Raw genomic sequence first — 17,105 nt, 5'->3', positions numbered from 1 at the left:
CTGCGTGAGAGGCGTGGGGCGCCGGCAGGGCGCCCCGAAGCGTCCTGCAATGCCGGTGCCGGCCCGACGTGTGGTGGCCATCACCAGGCACGGAACGAAATCCCCCTCGGCAACCGGGCCCGGGGTGTTCTACGGTGCTAAGCGTGAACGATTCCGGCTCGGCAGACCAGGGCAACCGGCGCGGCCCGGGGCGCCGCCTCCCCGGCGTGCCGGTCGGTCGCCGTGCCGTCACGCCCGGTTCCGGTGCGGAACCGGCCGGGGCCGCACCCTCCGAGACGACGTCGCCGCCTCCGCCCTCCTTCACGCCCTCGGCCAACACCCCGGTGATGCCCACCCCACCGGCCACCAGCCGGCCACCCACGTTCCTGCCATCGGCCGGAGAGTCCCCGTCCGCACCGGCTCCGCTGCGCCGTCCGCTGCGGCACCGGGCCCGGGCAGCCATGGCCGCGACCTCCCCGCCCACCGAGCAGTTCAGTGCCCCCCGCCGTACCTCCAGCCTCCCGTTGCCGGTGGAGCGGGACGTGCTGGACCTGGTGGTGCGGATGGGCGAGGCGCTGATCGGCACCGGAGCAGCGGTTGCCGACACCACCGTGGATCTGCTGCGGATGGCCGCCGGGTTCGGCGTGACCAACTGCCATATCGACATCACCTTCATCTCCATCACCGCCACCATCGACCGCAGCGACGACCCGCTCACCAAGGTGCGGATCATCTCGGTGCGCACCGCCGACTACTCGCGCCTGACCGACCTGCACCGGATGATCGACGACGTCGCCACCGGCAAACTCACGCTGCTCGATGCCCAGTCCCGATTCGACCAGATCGTCACCTCCCCGCACTCCTACCGGCGCTGGATCGTCACCGTGGCGCTGGGTGTGATGGGCGCCTCGATCGCGGGCCTGCTCGGCGGCGGGATCCTGGTGGCACTCGTGGCCGGGCTGACCTCGGCCGCGATCGACCGGGTGCTGCGGTTCTTCCGACGCCGGAACCTGCCCTACCTGTTCCAGCAGGTGATCGGCGCGGGAATGGCCACGCTGGTGGCGATGCTGTTGATGGTGGGCCGGGACATGCTGGGCTGGCCGGCGCACCTGCTCCCGCCCTCGGTGGTGGTCGGTGCCGGCATGGTGGTGCTGTTGGCCGGGCTCTCCCTCGTGGGTGCGGCCGGCGATGCGATCCAGGGATATCCGCTCACCGCAGCGGCCCGGAGTTTCGAGGTGGTGCTCAACACCATCGGGCTCGTGGCCGGCATCGGTGTGATGCTCAACCTCGCGCGGGCGATCGGGATCCCCCTGGTACTCAACGAGTCGATGGCCTCGCAGACGTCGGTGTGGGTGCAGGCCGCGTGCGGCGGGGTGGCCGCAGCCGCGTGGGGGGTGGCCTCCTACGGGCGCTTGCGCACGGTGATGTTGATGCTGGCCATCGGCGCCGGCTCGACCGCGGTGCGCTGGGGCGCGATCGACCTGGGCATGGGCTTCGAGGCCTCGGCTTTCGTCGCCGCGATGGTCGTGGGGCTGGCCGCCGTGGCGGTGGGGGAGCGCACCCGCACACCCTCCCTCGTGCTGTCCATCGCGGGTCTGACACCACTGCTGCCCGGGCTGGCGATCTACCGGGGCATGTTCGCGCTGGTGGAGGGTGACCACGTGCTGGCGGGCAGTTCCGAACTGATCGGGGCGTTCATGATCGGGTTGGCGCTGGCCGCCGGAGTGACCCTCGGTGGCTACCTGGCGACACCGCTGCGGCGCCGGATCGACCGGTTCAACGAGATGGTCGGCGTGCGTGCCCGCGGCGCTCGCAACTGAACCTGCGGGTGGGACCCCGCGTCCGGGGCCGCACGGCCGCAGGTGATGCTCATCACCTGCCCCCGCCGAACCCCCCGCGCGGTGGGACCAGCCCGTTAGGATGAGATCTCCATCCGTGATCAGTGAAAGGCGAGCTCATGGCCGAGCGCACCGTCACGGTCAAGTCCGCCGTGGGGTTGCATGCGCGACCCGCGGCGATCTTCACCCGTGCGGCTGAGGATTCCGGGATCCCGGTGCGGATCACCAAGAGTGGAGCGGCCCCCCAGGACGCGTCCTCGATCCTGGGTGTGATGACACTGGGGGTCAAGGGTGGCGACACCGTCACGCTCTACGCCGACGGGCCGCGCGCGGACAAGGTCCTGGACGACCTGGCCGCCCTGCTCAGCAGGGACCTCGAGGCGACCGCCGAGTAGCGAGGGGACGACGGTGGTCTTCGATGTCGACAGGTTCACTCGCTCATCCGATCGAGTGCGGTGGCAGGATCTGGACTTCGACTCCTTCGTCGACGAGCCGCTCGGCGCGGAGTCGCTGCGAACCCTGCGGTACATGTGCGAGGTGGAGTACCACACCGTCTGCTACCTGCGGGACCAACTGGTCACCCCCTCCCGGCGATCGGCCGACGTGGGTGCATTCATGACCATGTGGAACCGCGAGGAGTTCTGGCACGGGGAGGCGCTCGCGCACGTGCTCGGGCTCCACGGGGTGAGCGTCACGTATGACTACCTCAAGGCCAAGCGCATCAAACTCGGCTGGCGCGAGCGCCTGGTGCCGGTGAAGCAGTCGATGCTGGGCAATGTGCTCGGCCGGGACTTCATCGCGGTGCACATGATCTGGGGCGCGGTCAACGAGTGGTCCGCCGGCGCCGCCTACAAACGTCTCGCGGCGATGGAACCCCACCCGGGCCTGGCGGTGCTGCTCAAGCGGATCGCCGCCCAGGAGGCGCGTCACGTCGCGTTCTACGCCACGCAGGCGCGCACCCGCCTGACCGGCTCCGAGCGTGCCCGCACCTTCGCCCGGCTCGCCCTGCGCAAGGCCTGGGAGCCGGTGGGCTCCTCGATCATGGACGATGGCGAGGTGCAGCACGTGATGTCGCACCTGTTCTCCGGCCCCGAAGGACGCAGGGAGATCGACGCGATCGACACCCACATCGCGAAACTGCCCGGCATGGAGGGTCTGACCATCGTGGGTGATGCGATGGACGCCCGGGGGATCACCGGATGAGCCCTCGGCCCCATGCGAGCCGGGCTTTCGTCGTCGTCGGTCCCGCCGGTGACTTCGATATGGCCGACTTCATCAACAACCCGCGCCCGATCACCCTGGCCGCCGGTGGGCAGGCCGCGCTCGCGCAGGCCGACCTGCCCGCGGGCGTGCTGCAGGCACTGGAACTCATCCGGGACGTCGAGCAGGCGGCCCTGGACTGGTTGCGGGACCTGCTGATCACCCCCACCCACGCCGACGCCGAGGTGACCGCGTTCCTGACCACCTGGGCGTATGAGAAGTACTGGCTCGCCGACCTGCTGGGCCGGGTCCTCGCCGACCACCCGCCGCCGGAGGCACCTGGGCCCGGCCTGCGGGCGCGGCTCGCCGAGCAGGCACACGAACGGCTCTTCCCGACTCTGGCCGCGATCGGGACGAACCTCCAGGGACCACGGGTGATCGCCGGCCAGTTGGCCACCGGGCTGGCGGACACCTTCGCGCTGCGGGTGATGACGATCCGGCTGGCCGAACTGGTGCCGGCGTTGGATGACCTCACCCGCTCGGTGCTGCACAGCACCGAGCGGCACGTGGCCTTCTACACCGAACAGATCCACCGGCGGGCCGGCACGAACGCCCCCGCCCGCCGGTCGCTGCACCGGGCCCTGCGCGGCTGGCGCTGGCCGGGTTCGCGGTACGCCGAACCCCGCAGGATCGGGGCGATCCTGCGGTACGTGCTCGGCCACCCGGAGGCACGTCCGCTCCTGGCACAGGCCGATACCGCCCTGTCCGCGCTGCCCGGCGGACCCCGGCGCGCGGTGTTGCGCACAGAGTTCGCCAGATTCGTTGTACATGGAACCAACCGCTGGCAACTGCGCGTACAGTAGCCGAGGTGTCCGTCTCTGAACCTTCACGTGCTGCCGCCCGGCCCCTCGAGGGTGCCCATGTGCTGCTGACCGGTGCCACCGGCTTCGTCGGTCAGGCGGTCCTGGAGAAACTGCTCAGCGCCTATCCCTCCACCCGCATCACCGTGCTGGTGCGCCCACGGGGCACCCTCACCGGGCGGATGCGCGTCAACAAGCTGCTCCGCAAGGCGGTGTTCAAGCCGTGGCGTGAGGAGATCGGGGCCGAGCAGGCCGACGCCGAGGCACAGCGCCGGGTCACCGTGCTGGAGGGTGACCTGGATTCGGTGCCGGAGTTACCCGGAGATCTGGACGTAGTGATCCACTCGGCGTCCTCGGTCTCCTTCGATCTGCCCATCGATGAGGCCTTCGCCGCCAACGTCGGCGGTCCGGAGGCTCTGTACACCGCCCTGACCGCCTCCGGCTCGAACCCGCACGTGGTGCACGTCTCCACCTGCTACGTGGCCGGTCTGCGCAAGGGCGTGGCCGAAGAACGGAGCCTGGAGCACAACATCGACCGGGCCACCGAGACGCGGATGGCCCTGGCCTTCCGGGAGAAGGCCGAGTCGGCCTCGCGGGCCCCGGCTGTGCTCGGCTCGCTGACCAAGCAGGCCCGGAGCGAGCACCGCCGCGCCGGCGCGCAGGCGGTGGCCGAGGCCGCCGAGGCAGCCCGGCTGGAGTGGGTCAACGACCAACTGGTGCGCGCGGCCCGCACGCGCGCGCAGTCGCTGGGCTGGCCCGATGTGTACACCCTCACCAAGGCGCTGGGGGAGCGTGCGGCCGAGGACCTGTGGGGAGCGCGCCGGTTGTCGGTGGTGCGGCCCACGATCATCGAGTCCTCCCTGAAGCACCCCTACCCGGGCTGGATCGACGGGTTCAAGGTGGCCGATCCCCTCATCGCGGCCTACGGGCGGGGCCTGCTTCCGGAGTTCCCGGCCCTGGCCGACGCCATCCTGGACGTCATCCCGGTGGACCACGTCGTCAACGCCACCCTGGCCGCTGCCGCCGAGCCGCCCCCGGAAGGGGAGCCGCAGTACTTCCAGGTTTCCTCCGGGATCCGCAACCCGGTGCGCTTCGGGCAGATCCTGCGCCTGATCCGGGAGTACTTCCGGGCCAACCCGCTGCTGGACGAGGAGGGTTCGGTGGTGCATGTGCCGAACTGGTCCTTCCCCAACGCCCCGGTGGTGGAGCGCGGGCTGCGGCGCCGGGAGTGGGCGGTGCGCACCGCGGACAACGCGGTGGGCCGGCTGCCCGGCAACGACACCACCCGCAAGTGGATCTCCACCCTGTACAAGGCCAAGCGGGACCTCGGCACACTGCGCAAGTTCACCGACCTGTACCAGCCCTACACCCAGACCGAGGTGATCTTCGACGACGCCAACACCCGTGCGCTGCACGAGGCGTTGCCGCCGGAACGCCGCGCCGAGCACGGCTTCGACGTCACCGAGATCGACTGGGCGCACTACCTGCAGGAAGTGCACATCCCCACCGTCCCGGGTCTGATGCGTTCCCGGGACAAGCGCGGGCCTGCCCGGTCGGCCACGGGTGCCACCCTGCCCGAGCGCACCGATGTGCTGGCCGTGTTCGACCTGCACGGCACCGTGGCCGCGGCGAACCTGCTGGAGCACTACATCTGGGTGGAACTGGCCGCCAAGGGGGCGCGCAAGTCGCTGCAGCACCTGGGCGGGATGGTGGCCACCTCCCCGTCCTACCTGCAGGCCGAACGGCGCGATCGCGGTGACTTCATCCGTTCCTTCATGCGCCGCTACGCCGGCGTGCACGAGGAGAAACTGCGTAAGGTGATCGCCGAACGCGTGGCCACCTCGTTGCGCTCGCGGCTGCACGCCGAGGCCGTGGAGCGCATCGCCGAACACCGTGCCGCCGGGCACCGCACCGTGCTGGTGACCGGGCAGATCGACGTGTTCGTGGAGCCGCTGGCGGACATGTTCGATGAGATCGTGGCCGGGAAGATGGAGACCGACCCGGCCGGACGTTGGACCGGGCACCTGCTCACCTCCCCGCTGGTGGATGAGGCCCGCGCCACCTGGCTGCTGCGTTACGCCCGCGAGCAGAACCTGAACCTGGAGGAGTCCTACGCCTACGGCGACACCTACGCCGACCGGCCCTGGCTGGACGTGGTGGGCAACCCCAGCGCGGTGAACCCCGACGCGGCCCTGTACCGGTACGCGCGCACCAAACGCTGGCCCGTACGGGCCTGGACGACGACGGCGGAGGGACGGTTCTCCCCGGTGTTGCGCTCGATCCGGGCTGGAGGCCGGTAATGGTGGACATCCAGACCTCACCGATCGGTGGGATCGCGCTGGTGACCGGGGGAACCTCCGGAATCGGGCTGTCCTTCGCCCGTGCCCTGGCCGGGCGCGGCTGCGACCTGATCCTGGTGGCCCGCAACGCCGAGCGACTGACCGCCACCGCGCAGGAACTGCACCGCGACTACGGCGTGGCGGTGGACACCATCACCGCCGACCTGGCCACCGAGGCCGGCATGGAAGCGGTGGCCGAGCGGCTGGAGGACGATGAGAACCCCGTGCAGGTGCTCATCTCCAACGCCGGGCACGGCATCCACACCCCGCTGACCACCGCGGAGATCGGCGAGCACACCTCCGCCGTGGAACTCATGGTCAACTCGGTGCTGGTGCTCGGGGGCCGGGCCGGGCGGGCGATGCGGCGGCGCGCCTCGGGCGTGATCGTCAACGTCGGGTCGGTGGCCGGGTTGATCCCGCTGGGGGGCTACTCGGCGATCAAGGCCTGGGTGAACACCTATTCCGAGGCCCTCGCGCTGGAACTGAAGGACACGGGCGTGCAGGTGACCACGCTGGTGCCCGGGTGGGTACGCACCGAGTTCCACGACCGGGCCGGCATCGGCACCGGATCGATCCCGAACGCGTTGTGGCTGGATTCGACCCGGCTGGTCAACGACTGCCTGGCCGACGTGGACAAGGGCAAGGTCGAGTCCATCCCCTCCAAGCGGTTCTGGCTGATCTGCTTCTTCCTGCGCCGCCTGCCCCGCCCGCTGGTGCGCGCCGTCGCCGGCAAACTCATGTCGAAACGCGGTCGTGGATGAGGACTGCGCGCCGCACCGACCGCTACCACTGGGCCTGGCACCGATGGGCCCGGTATGTGGCACAGCGCCTCATCCTGCGCCCGATCGTGTTCTCCACCACCCGGGTCACCGTGACCGGTGAGGGCAACCTGGAGGGCCTACGGCCCCCGTTCGTGGTAGTGGCCAACCACTCCTCCCACCTGGACGCCCCGCTCGTCATCACCGCCCTGCCGTGGCGCGTCACCCGTCACCTGGCCACCGCAGTGGCGGCCGACTACTTCTACCGGCAGGCCTGGCGCCGTACCCTCACCTCGTTCTTCTTCAACTCCTATCCCGTGGAACGCGGCCGCGGCAAGAAGCGTGAGGCCGGCCTGTCGGTGACGCTGTTGCGCGAGAACATCCCGCTGGCGATCTTCCCCGAGGGCACCCGCTCCCGCACCGGTGAGATGGCCCCGTTCACCCCCGGCGCGGCGGCGCTGGCGCGGGCGCTGCGGGTGCCGCTGGTGCCGCTGGCCCTGGTCGGTGCCCACGACGCGATGCCCCCGGGTGCCAGCTGGCCCAAGCCGGGCCGGCTGCCGGTGAAGGTGATCATCGGCAAACCGATCGAGGCCCGCCGGGGGGAGAACCTGCCGGACCTGAACGAACGCCTCACCACCCAGGTGCGGCACATGCTCACCAACCAGACCCCGTACGTGGTGGTGCCCGAGAGCGCTCCCAGCGCCAGCAGCGGTCATGGCGAGGACCAGGCCGACGACGACGCAGCCCGGGGCGGCGACGAACCCACCGCGGGCGCGGGGGACCCGGGCGGCACGGCCGACGACGACGCGGCCCGGTCCGGCAAGACGGGGGAGGCACGCGGGGATGACCCGGCTGAGGCGCCCGGGACCGACGGGGGCGGCACCAAGGACGCCTCCGGCGGCCGCTGGCGTCGTTGGCGCCGGAAGAACCGAACCAAGGATCACACGACTTCCGAGGCGGCCACTGGCGGCCCCGACGACGGCGGAGAAGAAGCAGGAGGACACCGATGAACGAAGTGCAGCACCAGAAGTGGTGGGGCTGGGGCGTGGAAGGGATCGCCTTCAACCACACGGACAAGCCCGGTTTCGCCCCGTTCGTCAAGGACAAGATCGGTTTGGATCTGTCCGAACCTGCTGCGGAGGTGCCCAAGTTCGAGGACCTGGACGTCCCCGCCAGCCGGTTGCCGGAGGACGTGGGTCAGGCCCTGCACGAGATCCTCGGAGATCACCATGTCAACACCACCGACTACGACAGGGTGCTGCACACCTACGGCAAGGGCCTGCGCGACCTGGTGATGATCCGGGCCGGGATCCTGCCCCGCGTGCCCGACGTCGTCGTCTATCCGGCGAACGAGGCCGAGGTGCAAGCGGTCGTCGACCTCGCCGTGACCGCGGACGCCGTGCTCATCCCGTTCGGCGGCGGTTCGAACATCTCCGGCAGCCTGACCCCGCAGGCCCAGGAGGGCCGCCCGATCATCTCCCTGGACCTGGGCAGGCTGAACCGGGTGCTGGAGATCGACGAGCAGGCCGGACTCGCACGGGTCCAGGCCGGCGCGCTCGGTCCGGACCTGGAGGAACAACTCGGCCGGACCGGCTGGACCATGGGCCACCAGCCGGACTCCTTCCGGCACTCCACCCTGGGTGGGTGGATCGCCACCCGCTCCTCGGGGATGCAGTCGGACAAGTACGGTGACATCGCCGACATCACCCGCGGGCTGCGGATGGTCCAGCCGGGCAAGGTGGTGGTGGTGCGTCCCCTCCCCTCGACATCCACCGGACCGAGCGTGCGGGAGATGATCCTGGGCTCGGAGGGGCGCCTGGGTGTGATCACCGAGGCCTGGGTGCACGTGCACCGGCTCCCGGAGAACCGGGACGTGATCGCCTACCTGTTCCCGAACTTCTCCGCCGGCCTGGCCGCCATGGAGGAGATCGCGAACTCTGACGCCGAACCCACGATCACCCGGGTCTCCGATGCCCCGGAGACGGCGTTCTCGTTGCAGACCCGCAAGGCCTCGACCTCACTGTCGTCCAAGATCGGCGAGGGGCTGTTCGAGGTGCTGCGCCGGCGCGGCTGGGACCTGGACAAGGTCTGCATCAGTTACATCGGGTATGAGGGCACCACCGCTCACATGCGCTACACCAAGGGCATCGTCGGGAAGATCGTCGGCAAGCACGGTGCGATCAAACTGGGCAAGGGCCCGGGCGCGATGTATGACGCCAAGAAGTTCGACACCCCGTACCTGCGGGACTTCCTGCTGGACCGGGGCGCCCTCGGGGACGTCTCCGACACGGCGGCACCGTGGTCGAAGCTGGGGGAGTTGTACGTCAACACGATGCGCAACGCCTACACCGCGTACGAGGAGCTGGGTGTGAAGGGGTACGTCATGTGCCACCTGTCGCACTCCTACCACTCCGGGGCATGCCTGTACTTCACGTTCGCGTTCCGGCCGAAGGAGGGCCTGGACCCGCTCATCCAGTACGACCTGGTCAAGTCGGCGATCCAGCAGTCCTTCGTGGACTACCACGGCACCTTGTCCCACCACCACGGCGTGGGTATCGACCACCAGCCGTGGCTGGAGCAGGACATCGGGGAGGCCGGCACCGACATGCTGGTCGGCCTGCTGCGCGCCAACGACCCCAGCCGTAACCTCAACCCCGGCACCCTGATCCCGCCGGAACGCGAGTGGTGACCCCCGGTCCCTGAGCCTGCAGCCCGGCGTGCGTAGCCTGGCACCCGGGCGTTGACCCCCGGCGTCCGGCCCGGGGACCAGGCCGGGCCGGCCGGGCCGTGGGAGGCTGGGGGGATGGTGGGGACGCTGATGCTGGTCCGGCACGGGGAGTCGGTGGCCAACGCACGGTCGCTGTTCACCGGTGTGTTGGATGTGGGCCTGACCCCCTCGGGGATCCGCGACTGCAGCCTGGCCGGTTCCCGGTTGCGCCGCGTGGGCTTTCGCCCGGACGCGCTCATCACCTCCGAACTGGTGCGCGGGTGGCGTACCGCCGAGCTGATCTGCGAGGAGATCGGCTTCCCCGGCACGATCGAGCGGGACTGGCACCTGAACGAACGCAACTACGGGGCACTGTCCGGCCTGAGCAAGGCGCAGGTGCGCATCGAGCACGGTGCGGAACGCTTCCGCCTCTGGCGCCGCTCCTATGCCGGACGGCCACCGCCCCTCCCCGAGCGCACCCTGGCGCTGTGGCGCACGCTCTCCCCGTTCGACCGGTTGCCGCCGGAGGCACTCACCGCCACCGAGTCGCTGCAGGACGTGGTTGAGCGCATTCGGCCTTGGTGGTACCAAATGCTGACGCCGCGTCTGATCGATGGAGAGGACGTGCTGGTCGTCGGGCACGGAAACTCCCTGCGTGCGCTCTGCGCGGTGATCGGCGATCTGGACGATGAGGAACTGTCCGCGCTGAACCTGCCCAATGCGCGACCGCTGCGCTACCGGTTCGCCGTCGGTGCCGGTCCGAGCAGCGCAGCCCCCCACCGCGCCGGCGCCGAGCCCCTGGCCGGCGTCGGACCCGGCACTGACGCCGACCCCGGCCGATCCATCACCCCCGGCTCACCCGATCCCCTCCTAGCCCCGGAAACACGCGGCGGAGAGTACCTCGACCCGGAAGCGGCACAGCGGGAAGCCGCGCTCATCGCCGCCCAGGGCGGGACCTGACCGGACGCTGGTTCCGGGCCGCGCCCGGCGTCCTCAGACGGGGACATTGCACGATCGCCGGCAATAGTGCTATCAATACGTGAGCCCAGAGCGGCGGGATCCCGATCGGGCCGACCGGACAGTTGCGTCAGCCAGATCGGACCGCGCCACCGCTTCGCCAACACTGCCTCATGCAGGTATGTCAGCAACGGAGGTCACATGCCGATCCAGACCGTGGAGACCTTCCTGGTCGCCCCACGCTGGTTGTTCGTCCGCCTGGAGACGACCGATGGTGTCGTCGGTTGGGGTGAGTCGAGCCTGGAGGGGCACGGGGAGACCGCTCAGGCCGCCGTGCACGCGTTCGAGGACATTCTGATCGGCGCCGACCACACCCGGATCGAACAGCTCTGGGGCACCATGACCAGATCCGGTTTCTATCGCGGTGGGCCGGTGTTCTCCTCGGCGGTGTCCGGTGTGGACCAGGCCCTGTGGGACATCCGCGGCAAGGAACTCGGCGTACCGGTCCACGACCTGCTCGGCGGGGCGGTCCGGGACAAGATCCGGGTTTACGGTTGGGTCGGAGGGGACAACCCCGGCGGTGTGCGCGAAGCCGTGCAGGCGGTCCGGGAAGCGGGCCTGACCGCGGTGAAGATGAACGCCACCGGCCCGGTGGACCACCTCGGCACACTGGCCGACACCCGGGGCGTGATCGAACGTGCCGGCGCTGCACGGGAAGCCCTGGGCGACGACGGCGACTTCGCCCTGGACTTCCACGGCCGGGTCTCCCTGCCGTACGCCCGCCGGCTGCTCGCCGCGCTGGAGGACCTGCACCCGCTGTTCGTGGAGGAGCCGGTGCTGCCCGAGCACACCTCCGCCCTGGGCACCCTGGTGGCCGGTACCTCGATCCCGATCGCCACCGGGGAGCGGCTGTACTCCCGCGGTGAGATGCGCACCGCCCTGGAGGCCGGGGTCGGTGTGGTCCAGCCCGACCTGGCCCACGCCGGTGGGATCTCGGAGGTGCGGCGCATCGCCGCCCAGGCCGAGACCTACGACGCCGCACTGGCCCCGCACTGCCCGCTCGGTCCGCTCGCACTGGCCGCCAGCCTGCAGGTGGACTTCGCAAGCCCGAACGCGATGATCCAGGAGCAGTCCATCGGCATCCACTACAACACCGGCAGCAACGAACTGCTCGACTACGTGCTCGACACCTCCGTGTTCGACTTCTCCGACGGCTACATCCACCGCCCCAACGGACCCGGCCTGGGCGTGCAGATCGATGAGAACGTCGTCCGCGAACTCGGCCGGCGCCCGCACCGCTGGCGCACCCCTCGCTGGCACCGCGAGGACGGCAGCATCGCCGAGTGGTGACCGGAGAACCCGACGTGACCGGAGTGCCCACGCTGCCGCTGAACAGCACGTCCGGGGTGCGCCACCGAATGAGTACCAGCGCCAGGACCGTCACGTCATCGACCTCCGACGCAGCACAGCGCATCGTCTCCGGCCGCACGGCCGGAGCCACGAAGGGGTGAGCCGTGCCGGCCGATCGTCCGAACACGTTGTCCCGGCAGGTGCTGGATCAACTCGGCCAGGCCATCGTCTCCGGTGTTCATCCTCCGGGCACCACGCTGCGGATCGAGGATCTCCAGGCCGATTTCGGGGTCTCCCGCACCGTGATCCGGGACGTGCTCCGGTATCTGGAATCACTGCACCTGACCCGATCCCGCCCGCGGGTCGGGGTCCGGGTGACGCCGAGATCGCACTGGAACGTGTTCGCCCCGGACGTGGTGCACTGGCGCCTCGCCGGGCCGGACGCACCGGCACAACTGATTTCGCTTACCCAGTTGCGCACCGCGGTGGAACCACAGGCGGCGGAACTGGCCGCGACGCACGCGCCGGAGCATGTGGGCGCCGAACTCGTGGCGCTGGCCGAGACGATGGCGGCCCTGGCCGCCGCGGGCGACCTGGACGCGTTCCTGGTTGCGGACCTGACGTTCCATTCCCTCCTGTTGCAGCATTGTGGCAACGAGATGTTCGCCGCGCTCGACGCCCCGATCGGTGAGGCACTCAAAGCCCGCCACGCCCGGCACCTGGTGCCCGACCACCCCCGGGATATCGCCGTGCTGCTGCACCAACTCGTCGCCGCCGGGATCCGCGAGCAGGATGGGCCCACTGCCGCCACGGCGATGCGCCGACTCGTGACCGAGGCGGGGACTGTGGTCGCCGCGGCACGCGCGGGCACCACCGACCACGCCTGAACGGGTTCTCGCCCACACGCAGGGACCAAAGCCCCAGCGCGTCCCGATCCGCGACCCTAACCTGGGCAGTGTGAGCACCGTGGTGGCTCTGCGCGAGCCGGATCCGGAGACCAGGGTGGCCCTCGTTCCCGAGGTAGTCGCCCAGTTGGTTCGCCACGGCCTGTCGGTGACCATCCAGTCCGGGGCCGGGACGCTCGCGCTGCACACCGATGACGACTTCGCTGCCGCCGGCGCCACCGTCGCCACCGGAGGTGATCTGGCCCGCGCCCTGGCGACCGCGCAGGTCCTGGTGCACGTGCAGCCCCTGGATCCCGAGCGGATCGCGGCCCTGCCGCCGGGGATGATCACCCTGGGCCTGACCGGAGGGGTGGATCCGGTGATCGTCGAGGCCCTGAACGCCGGATCCATCACCGCGTTGTCCTTCGAGCGACTGCCCCGTACGTCCCGGGCGCAGGTGATGGACGTGCTGTCCTCCCAGGCCTTCGTCGCCGGCTACCGGGCGGTGCTGGAGGCCGCGATCCGCCTGCCCCGGTTCTTCCCGCTGGCCATGACCGCCGCCGGGACCGTGCCGCCGGCGAAGGTGATCGTGCTGGGCGTGGGGGTGGCCGGGCTCCAGGCGATCGCCACCGCGCGGCGCCTGGGTGCCAAGGTCGCGGCCAACGACATCCGGCCCGACTCCGCCGAGGAAGTGCGCTCGGTCGGTGCGGAGTTCATCGACGTCGGCATCGCCCCGCAGGCCGGGGCGGGCGGGTACGCCCGCGACCTGGATGCCGGCGCCGCGCACGCCCAACAGGACGTCCTGGCCAACCACATCATGGACGCCGACGTCCTGATCACCACCGCGTCGGTGCCCGGCCGCCCCGCCCCCCGACTGGTCGCAGCCGCCACGGTGGCCGCGATGCGCCCGGGTTCGGTCGTCGTCGATCTGGCCGCTTCGGCCGGTGGGAACGTGGAGGGGTCCCTGCCCGGGGTGGAGGCGCGCATCCCCTCCACCCGTGGGGGCGGTGAGGTGACGTTGCTCGGGCTGGCCGCGGCGGCCGCGGACCTCCCGGTGGACGCCTCTGGGCTGTTCGCCCGGAACGTGGCCCAGGTGCTCCGTGCGATGGTCGTCGAGGACGGCTCCCTCACCCTGAACCTCAACGATGAGTTGATCCACGGGATGTGTTACACCCACGAGGGCGGGAGCCGGTGATGGACGCGGTACTGACGCTCACGCTGCTGGTGCTGGCGGCGTTCGTGGGGTTCGAGGTGGTCTCCAAGGTCTCGACCATTCTGCACACACCGTTGATGTCCGGGGCGAATGCCATCCACGGCATCATCCTGGTGGGCGCGATCATCGTGACGGCCCACTCCCAGCACTGGGCGGTCACCACCGTCGGGGCCCTCGCAGTGGTGCTGGCCACGGTGAACCTGGTGGGCGGGTTCTGGGTCACCGCGCGAATGCTGCGGATGTTCTCCGCCGAACGCCGACCGGACCGGGCGGAGGGCTGAGTCGTGGATCTGCTGCCTCCCACGGTCACGGCACTGGGGTACCTGCTCGCCGCCGTGCTGTTCATCCTGGCGCTGAAGTCGATGGCCGCCCCGCGGACCGCCCGGAACGGGAACCTGATGGGTGTGGCCGGCGCCGTGGTCGCCGTCGTCGTGGTGATGCTGTCCACCGAGTTCGAGGCGATGAACCTGTACGTGGTGCTTGCCGCGATGCTGCTCGGATCGGCGATCGCGATCCCCGCGGCTGCGCGCGTGCAGATGACCCAGATGCCTCAGTTGGTGGCGATGTTCAACGGTGTCGGTGGTGGCGCCGCGGCCCTGGTGGGCATCAGCGAGCTGACCGAACTCTCCGCCGCCGGCCCGGGCGTCGGGGAACTGGCGGTCAGCGCCGCCGTGGCGGGCCCGGCCACCGCCTTCGGGATCGTGGCCGGATCGGTGTCGTTGTCGGGGTCGATGGTCACCTTCGCCAAACTCCAAGGGTTGATGACCTCCCGGCCGGTGGTGCTGCCCGGCGCCCCGGTGCTGATGGTGGTAGGCGTGCTGGCGGGCCTGACCGGTGCGGTGATGGTGGGGGTGACTGCCGGCGTCGGCGCCGGGATCGCGACCGCGTTGATCTCCGTGGTCGTCGGGGTGCTGCTGGTGCTGCCGGTGGGCGGAGCGGACGTGCCGATCGTGATCTCCCTGCTGAACGCCCTGACCGGTCTGGCCGTGGCGGCCTCCGGGTGGGCGATGGGTAACACCCTGCTGCTGATCTCCGGAACCTTGGTCGGCGCCGCCGGTTCGATCCTCACCCACGCCATGGCCAGGGCCATGGGCCGGTCGGTCACCGGCATCCTCTTCGGGGCGCTGCGGGGTTCGACGGCGGGATCCACCGAGGCCTCCGATCGTCCGGTTCGTAGGGCTGATGCGGAGGACGTGGCCATCACCCTGGCCTATGCGCGCCGGGTGGTGGTGGTGCCCGGGTACGGGCTGGCTGTCGCCCAGGCTCAGCACACCGTCGCCGAGTTGGTGACCGGCTTGCGCGAGCGTGGTGTGGACGTCGTCTACGGCATCCACCCGGTGGCGGGACGGATGCCCGGGCACATGAACGTGCTGCTCGCGGAGGCGAACGTGCCCTATGACCTGCTGGTCGAGGCCGGCGACGTGAACCCCTCGATGCCCAACACCGATGTCGTGGTGGTGGTGGGCGCCAACGACGTGGTCAATCCCGCAGCCCGCACCGATCCCGGTGCACCCATCTACGGGATGCCGATCATCGACGCCGACCGGGCCGGACAGGTGATCTTCCTGAAACGCTCGATGCGCCCGGGGTTCGCCGGTATCGCGAACGAACTGCTGTTCGCCGAGCGCACCCAGGTCCTGTTCGGCGACGCCAAGGAGTCCCTGGCCGCGATCGTGGGGGCCCTGACGACGGTATGACCGTGGTGAGGCCAAGCCGACGACACGAAGTTCTGGTGACGACGCCCGAACCGCCCCGACCGACACTTCGGATCAGGTCTGCTCAGTAGGCGCCTCCTCCGGTGCCGGGACCCCGAAATCCTGCCGCGCGATCGCGCCGTTGCTGTCGCGGCGGTATTGACCGGGCGACTTCCCGGTGGCCTTCTTGAACGCCACTCCCATGTACTCGGCGTGCTTGAAATCCAGGCGCTCGGCTATCTGCGGCAACGTCCAATCGGTCGAGGTCAGCAACTCGGCCACATGCCCCATGCGGACCCGTAGGATCTCTCCGTGGACCGTCCGTCCCACGGTGTCGTGGACCCGGTAGTCCAAGGCACGACGGGACAGACCGACATGGCGCAGCACCTGCTCCACCGAGATGGTCGCGTGCCCGCGGTCCCTGATGAAGCGCAGTGCCTTGGCCACGAGCGGGTCGTCGACGGCGAGGATGTCCGAGGACTGCCGCGCCACGGTGCGCACGGGGGCGATCAGTCGTAGCCCTGGCTCGAGTCGGTGCCCGTTCATGAGTTGATCGAGGAGCGAGGCCGCCAGATAGCCGGTCCGGGTGGTGTCGGGTTCGATACTGGACAGCGGCGGTGCCGTGAGGTTCACCATGAGTTCGTCGTTGTCCACCCCCAGCACGGCCACGCTGTCCGGGACCGGCAGGCCGGCGATCTTGCAGGCTTCGAGTACCTCTTGGCCGGCGATGTCGTAACAGGCCAGAATTCCCACGGGTTTGGGAAGGCGGAGCAGCCAGGTGGCGAGCCGGTCCCGATCTGTGGCGCGCATGCCGGAAGGCTGGATCTCGAAGGAGTGAGCCTGGCTCCCGCGGGCGAGGACATGCGCGCTGAACCAGTGTCCGCGTTTGGTCGACCATCGGAACCGGGCATCCCCACAGAACGCGAAGTTGGTCAGGCCACGATCAGCGAAGTGCTGGACCGCGGAGCGGGCAATGGCACGGTCGTCGGTCTCCACACCGGGCAGTTCGGGTACCAATTGGGCAGCACTCAGATCGACGGTCGGCAGCCCGAGCCGCCCGATGAAGTCCGCTGTCTCCGTGTTCTCGATGCGGGCAAGGACCCCGTCACCCTGCCACCCCTCCAACCAGGAGAAGTCGGTCTCGTGACGTGAGTGCTCGGCAAGGTAGATCGACCACCCGGGCCGGTCGGTCACGTACTTGCGGATTCCGGCGAGGAGACCGCGAGCGTAGGCGTTCGAGGTCTCGACGAGCAGTGCCACGTGCCGAGATGCCCTCGTGACGTTCATGTAACAAATCTAAGGTTCAATGCTGGATCACGCATGGAG

General features: G+C 70.0%; 16 protein-coding genes. 15 read left to right on the top strand and 1 reads right to left on the bottom strand.

The features are described 5' to 3' along the window. The first annotated feature begins 143 nt into the window (after positions 1 to 143). The 15 genes from ACO0LV_RS07240 (at position 144) to ACO0LV_RS07170 (ending at position 15,782) form a co-directional block, all read left to right on the top strand. Positions 144 to 1,799 carry a threonine/serine ThrE exporter family protein gene (locus ACO0LV_RS07240; RefSeq protein WP_424787208.1) on the top strand — a complete coding sequence of 552 codons (1,656 nt, stop codon included), beginning with the start codon at positions 144 to 146 and terminating at the stop codon, positions 1,797 to 1,799. Positions 1,800 to 1,936: 137 nt separating this feature from the next. Beyond that, positions 1,937 to 2,212: an HPr family phosphocarrier protein gene (locus tag ACO0LV_RS07235; protein WP_424787207.1), complete on the top strand. Its 276-nt coding sequence runs from the start codon at positions 1,937 to 1,939 to the stop codon at positions 2,210 to 2,212. Positions 2,213 to 2,225: 13 nt separating this feature from the next. Then, on the top strand, positions 2,226 to 3,020 hold the full coding sequence (locus tag ACO0LV_RS07230; protein WP_424787206.1) for a ferritin-like domain-containing protein: 795 nt from the start codon (positions 2,226 to 2,228) through the stop codon (positions 3,018 to 3,020). Next, a complete protein-coding gene (locus tag ACO0LV_RS07225) occupies positions 3,017 to 3,880 on the top strand; it encodes a hypothetical protein (protein WP_424787205.1) in 864 nt (287 codons plus the stop codon). Before ACO0LV_RS07230 ends, ACO0LV_RS07225 begins: the two co-directional genes overlap by 4 nt. 5 nt (positions 3,881 to 3,885) lie before the next feature. Beyond that, on the top strand, positions 3,886 to 6,177 hold the full coding sequence (locus tag ACO0LV_RS07220) for an HAD-IB family hydrolase (RefSeq protein WP_424787204.1): 2,292 nt from the start codon (positions 3,886 to 3,888) through the stop codon (positions 6,175 to 6,177). Then, the gene (locus ACO0LV_RS07215) at positions 6,177 to 6,977 is read left to right on the top strand and encodes an SDR family NAD(P)-dependent oxidoreductase (RefSeq protein WP_424787203.1); all 801 of its coding nucleotides are present in this window, start codon (positions 6,177 to 6,179) and stop codon (positions 6,975 to 6,977) included. The genes ACO0LV_RS07220 and ACO0LV_RS07215 overlap by 1 nt, the downstream gene beginning before the upstream one ends. Continuing rightward, positions 6,974 to 7,984, top strand: a complete 1,011-nt coding sequence (locus ACO0LV_RS07210; protein ID WP_424787202.1) for a lysophospholipid acyltransferase family protein — start codon at positions 6,974 to 6,976, stop codon at positions 7,982 to 7,984. The genes ACO0LV_RS07215 and ACO0LV_RS07210 overlap by 4 nt, the downstream gene beginning before the upstream one ends. Continuing rightward, a complete protein-coding gene (locus ACO0LV_RS07205) occupies positions 7,981 to 9,663 on the top strand; it encodes an FAD-binding oxidoreductase (RefSeq protein ID WP_424787201.1) in 1,683 nt (560 codons plus the stop codon). The genes ACO0LV_RS07210 and ACO0LV_RS07205 overlap by 4 nt, the downstream gene beginning before the upstream one ends. Positions 9,664 to 9,714: 51 nt before the next feature. Beyond that, positions 9,715 to 10,641, top strand: coding sequence for a 2,3-bisphosphoglycerate-dependent phosphoglycerate mutase (locus ACO0LV_RS07200; protein ID WP_424787200.1), 927 nt, complete (start codon positions 9,715 to 9,717; stop codon positions 10,639 to 10,641). Between the two features lie 198 nt (positions 10,642 to 10,839). Then, positions 10,840 to 11,988: a galactonate dehydratase gene (gene dgoD / locus ACO0LV_RS07195; protein WP_424787199.1), complete on the top strand. Its 1,149-nt coding sequence runs from the start codon at positions 10,840 to 10,842 to the stop codon at positions 11,986 to 11,988. Continuing rightward, positions 11,982 to 12,149 carry a hypothetical protein gene (locus tag ACO0LV_RS07190; protein WP_424787198.1) on the top strand — a complete coding sequence of 56 codons (168 nt, stop codon included), beginning with the start codon at positions 11,982 to 11,984 and terminating at the stop codon, positions 12,147 to 12,149. Before dgoD ends, ACO0LV_RS07190 begins: the two co-directional genes overlap by 7 nt. Positions 12,150 to 12,152: 3 nt before the next feature. Next, positions 12,153 to 12,875, top strand: a complete 723-nt coding sequence (locus tag ACO0LV_RS07185; RefSeq protein ID WP_424787197.1) for a FadR/GntR family transcriptional regulator — start codon at positions 12,153 to 12,155, stop codon at positions 12,873 to 12,875. 70 nt (positions 12,876 to 12,945) lie between these two features. Next, a complete protein-coding gene (locus ACO0LV_RS07180) occupies positions 12,946 to 14,067 on the top strand; it encodes an NAD(P)(+) transhydrogenase (Re/Si-specific) subunit alpha (RefSeq protein ID WP_424787196.1) in 1,122 nt (373 codons plus the stop codon). Continuing rightward, positions 14,067 to 14,366: an NAD(P) transhydrogenase subunit alpha gene (locus ACO0LV_RS07175; RefSeq protein ID WP_424787195.1), complete on the top strand. Its 300-nt coding sequence runs from the start codon at positions 14,067 to 14,069 to the stop codon at positions 14,364 to 14,366. Before ACO0LV_RS07180 ends, ACO0LV_RS07175 begins: the two co-directional genes overlap by 1 nt. Before the next feature lie 3 nt (positions 14,367 to 14,369). Continuing rightward, the gene (locus ACO0LV_RS07170; RefSeq protein WP_424787194.1) at positions 14,370 to 15,782 is read left to right on the top strand and encodes an NAD(P)(+) transhydrogenase (Re/Si-specific) subunit beta; all 1,413 of its coding nucleotides are present in this window, start codon (positions 14,370 to 14,372) and stop codon (positions 15,780 to 15,782) included. A gap of 72 nt (positions 15,783 to 15,854) precedes the next feature. Here ACO0LV_RS07170 and ACO0LV_RS07165 read toward each other — a convergent pair whose 3' ends face one another. Continuing rightward, positions 15,855 to 17,066 (bottom strand): XylR family transcriptional regulator, encoded by a 1,212-nt coding sequence (locus ACO0LV_RS07165; RefSeq protein ID WP_424787193.1) that lies wholly within the window; start codon positions 17,064 to 17,066, stop codon positions 15,855 to 15,857. Positions 17,067 to 17,105 lie beyond the last annotated feature (39 nt).

Origin of the sequence: Pseudactinotalea sp. Z1739, from assembly GCF_049725055.1 — a bacterium.
GTDB lineage: Bacteria > Actinomycetota > Actinomycetes > Actinomycetales > Beutenbergiaceae > CALKWS01.
The sequence above is the reverse complement of the archived record's forward strand: the minus strand, read 5'-3'. Positions and strand labels throughout refer to the sequence as shown.

Bases quoted from the DNA above. Each gene is read 5' to 3' on its own strand.
- dgoD (WP_424787199.1), top strand. From the start codon at position 10,840: ATGCCGATCCAGACCGTGGAGACCTTCCTGGTCGCCCCACGCTGGTTG.
- ACO0LV_RS07210 (WP_424787202.1), top strand. From the start codon at position 6,974: ATGAGGACTGCGCGCCGCACCGACCGCTACCACTGGGCCTGGCACCGA.
- ACO0LV_RS07165 (WP_424787193.1), bottom strand. From the start codon at position 17,066: ATGAACGTCACGAGGGCATCTCGGCACGTGGCACTGCTCGTCGAGACC.
- ACO0LV_RS07205 (WP_424787201.1), top strand. From the start codon at position 7,981: ATGAACGAAGTGCAGCACCAGAAGTGGTGGGGCTGGGGCGTGGAAGGG.
- ACO0LV_RS07235 (WP_424787207.1), top strand. From the start codon at position 1,937: ATGGCCGAGCGCACCGTCACGGTCAAGTCCGCCGTGGGGTTGCATGCG.
- ACO0LV_RS07175 (WP_424787195.1), top strand. From the start codon at position 14,067: ATGGACGCGGTACTGACGCTCACGCTGCTGGTGCTGGCGGCGTTCGTG.
- ACO0LV_RS07225 (WP_424787205.1), top strand. From the start codon at position 3,017: ATGAGCCCTCGGCCCCATGCGAGCCGGGCTTTCGTCGTCGTCGGTCCC.
- ACO0LV_RS07215 (WP_424787203.1), top strand. From the start codon at position 6,177: ATGGTGGACATCCAGACCTCACCGATCGGTGGGATCGCGCTGGTGACC.